The organism is Mycobacterium sp. NPDC003449 (assembly GCF_053588415.1).
Map to the genome: position 1 here is coordinate 1 of NZ_JBSFPX010000335.1, position 3,693 is coordinate 3,693.

General features: G+C 70.8%; 2 protein-coding genes. One reads left to right on the forward strand and one right to left on the reverse strand.

All coding sequences use genetic code 11. The annotated features are described in order from the left end of the window. The first annotated feature begins 128 nt into the window (after positions 1-128). A complete protein-coding gene (locus tag ACWDTP_RS37885) occupies positions 129-2,738 on the forward strand; it encodes a LuxR C-terminal-related transcriptional regulator (RefSeq protein ID WP_450028350.1) in 2,610 nt (869 codons plus the stop codon). 7 nt (positions 2,739-2,745) lie between these two features. On the opposite strand, the gene ACWDTP_RS37890 is transcribed toward ACWDTP_RS37885, so the two are convergent. Beyond that, positions 2,746-3,693 (reverse strand): hypothetical protein (locus tag ACWDTP_RS37890; protein WP_450028351.1); only part of this gene is annotated, 948 nt, incomplete at its 5' end.

Below are 3,693 nucleotides of genomic sequence, written 5' to 3' on the forward strand. Positions count from 1 at the left end.
AGTCGGTCTTCCAGCCGGGGGTCCGGCTGGAACGGCGAACTGCGCCGTTTTCGCTCCTCGGCGCCCTTTCAGGCCATATCCTGGGCAATCGCAGGACTCGGTGATGGCTACTACGGGTACGGGCTGCGATGAAGCTGGCTGGACGTGAACAGGAACTCGCGGCAATCCGGCGTGCCATCGGCGGCCCTGGCGGCCACCACGGCGTCCTGATCGTCGGCACGGCCGGTGTCGGGAAGACGAGGCTGGCCCGCGAGGCGATCAGCCATGCCGCCGCCTCGGGACACCGGACCAGCTGGTTCGTCGGAACCGAATCGGCCCGCGCGATCCCGCTCGGCGCCTTTATCGGGTCGATCACCCAGAGCATGTGCGACCCGCTGCCGAACGTGCGCCGGGTGATCGACTCCTTCGTCGCCCAACAGCGCCAGGGCAAAGTCGTCATCGGTGTCGACGACGCCCACCTGCTCGACGGGCTCTCGGCCCATGTGGTGCACCAACTGGCCCAGACCCAGGGGGTGCGGCTGGTGGTCACGGCCCGGCCGGGCGGGCCGGAGCCGGACGCGGTGACCGCGCTGTGGAAGGACAGCCTGCTCGACCGGATCGACCTGGAACCGCTGTCGGCCGCTGGAGCGACCACCCTGATCGAATCGGCCCTGTCGGGACCCGTGGACAGTCGCAGCGCGCACCGGCTGTGGCAACTCACCGGCGGTAACGCGCTGTACCTGCTGCAGCTGGTCAAGGACCAGGTGTCGGCCGGGCGGATGCGGCTCTCGGCGGGAATGTGGATGTGGGACGGCGATGTCGCGGTGTCCCAGAGCATCACCGATATGGTCAGCCGGCGGCTGGGGCAGCTCACCCCTGGGCTGGCCCTGGTGCTCGACACCTTGTCGCAGTGCGAGCCGCTCGGCGTCGACGTCCTGAGCGATCTGGTGGAGCCCGACGCCCTCGAGATCGCCGAGCAGATGCGGCTGATCTCCGTCGAACGGGTGGGACGGGACTTGGTGGCGCGGCTGGCCCATCCGCTGTACGGCGAACTGCGCCGGGCCACCGCGGGGGAGATGCACCTGTCGAGGATCCGGGGCAGGCTCGCGCAACGGCTCGCCGCCGACCCCGACACCGATATGCGGGCCACCGTACGGCGCGCGCTGCTGACGCTGAACTCCAACCTGCCGCCGGATCCGGACCTGTTCCTCACCGCGGCCCGGTGCGCCACCACGCTGCTCGATCCCGATGCGGCCGACCGGTTCGCCGCCGCCGCAGCCGAATGCGGGGTAGCCGAAGCCGCGCCGATGCGGGCCATGACGCTGTTCCTGCTGAGCCGCGGCGATGACGCGGAAGAGGTGCTGCGCGAGATCAGCACCCAGCAGCGACCGGACCGCCACCACTGGGCGACCCTGCGGGCGGCGAACCTGACCTGGATGCTTGGCCGCGCCCGCGAGGCCGCCGAACTGCTGGAAAAGCATTCCACGACAACGGAATCCGAATCGCAGCGGATGGAGCGTCTGGCGGTCCAGGCCGGTGTCGATGCGGTGCTCGGGCATTGTCGCATCGCCGAGGTCAACGCGCGGGCAGCGTTGAACTCCGTCGGGCTCACCGATATCCACGCGATGCTGGCCTCGATCGCGCTGATGATGGCGCTCGGCGCGCTGGGGCACGTCGACGATATCGATAAGGTCGCCGAGCAGGCCATCGCCAGGGCCAACACGTCGTTCGAATCGTCGCCCATGCGGTTCTGGTTCGGCGGGGTGTACGGCCGGGCCTGCCGGTTGACGGGCCGCATCGAGGCGTGCGTGCGCACGGCGGCGCAGCTGGACGATTCGGCGCGCGACGTTCCCGGCCTCGCCTACGCCAACCTGGCCTTCCTGCTCGGCCATGCCGAGTTGATCCGCTCGGATGTCGGCGACGCCGTCAAACACCTCTACGAGGCCCGTGCCGGCGCCGAAACTCACGATGTGACAACAGCTCTACCCGCGGCCAGCTGCTTCGCCCTCGCCGAGGCGCACGCCAAGCTCGGCCAGGCCGGCGCGGCGCAGGAGGCTCTCGGCCAGGCCCGCGAGCTGGTACCCGAGGACTACGTGTACATGCAGACGGCGCTGTCGGTGGTCACCGGGTGGACGCTGGCTGCGGGCGGTGCCCTGACCGACGCGATCGGCGTCGTCGTCGAGGCCGCCCGGCTCGCCGCCGAACGCGATCAGCCGACGCATGAGCTCGCCTGCCTGCAGGCGGCCGTCCAGTGGGGCGATGCCTCGGGCAGTGCCCGGGCCCGCGAGCTCGCGGGCAAGCTGGGCTTCCCGCTGGCCGATACCGTCGCCCGCCACGCCGAAGCCCTGGCCGCCGACGACGGTGCCGGCCTGCTCGCGGCCGCCGATGCCTACCGGGCCATCGGGGATCGCGCCACGGCCGCCGACGCCACCGCGCAGGCCGCCGTCGCGTTCGGCCGCACCGGCCAGAGCAAGCGCAGCATGTACGCCGCCGCGCTCGCCCAGGAACTCGCCGAGGAGTGCGGCGGACTGTGCACACCCGCACTGCGCAATCCGGCCGGGCAGCCGCTGACCCGTCGGCAGCGCGAGATCGCCGAACTCGTCGTCGCCGGGCTGTCCAACCGCCAGATCGCTGACCGTCTGGTGGTGTCGGTGCGCAGCGTGGAGGGCCACCTCTACCGCGCCTGCCAACGGGTCGGGGCCAGCTCACGCGAGGAACTCGCGGCGATCTTCCGGTCCGGTCCCAAAGGGCAGCACTGAGCGGGCGTCACCACCGGCAGATGTCCGGCCCGAAGCCCGAATCGACCGCTCGGAACGCCAGCAGGTGCCGCTGCCACCACGGAAGTGGTGCTCCCAGAACGGGATCCGATATGGCGTCGGGCACCACCCGGGGCGCCCCGTCGCGCACATATGCGATGTGGATACCGCCGATGTCCGCGCCCTGCCACAGCAGCACCGTGCGCCTGAGCTCCAGCCACGGGACCCGGACCGGCGGCGGCTCGGAAATCCAGCGGGACTGTCGCTGTAGGTAGGTCACGCCGCCCAGCGCGCGATGCACCGTGTCGAGCCGGGGACGTTGCGGCAGATGCAGCGCGCTCACCTCGACCGTATCGCGCTGGAAACCGGCGGATTCGACCGCGGACACCGCGGGCAGGAAATGGTTGGTCCGCCCGTCCTCGGTGTGCAGATTGCTGAACATCGAGTAGCTGGCAACGGTTTTCAGGCCCAGAAACGGTGCGGCACCGTTGGCGAACGCCAGCAGCGGCACGATCAGCAGCACCACCGGCCGCAGGTTCCAGCGCGGCGATGCGACACCCGCCGCCCGCGCCGCCAGATAGCCGCGCACCAGCGCGACCATGAACGGGCCCACCGCGACGAACCAGGCCGCGACCAACACGGTGTACCAGGGCAGCCCGACCGGGCTTCTCGCCGTATCGGCCAGGTAGGCCCAGATGCTCAGCAGGACATGCGCGGCCAGGCCGCCGAGCGCCAGCCGTCGCAACGCCCGGTCGCGGGGCGCCAGGGCGGCGAACACCTCGGTCGGGACGAGCAGCAGGTAGACCGCGAACACGATCGTGGCGAAATCGTAGAACGAGGCCAGCGCCAGCACCGAGTGAAAGCAGACGCCCAACAGCACACCCCAGCACCGCGACGCGGGCACCGCCAGCAGTACCAGAATGACGGCCTCGGCCGCCACCGTCGCGACGGTGGCGGC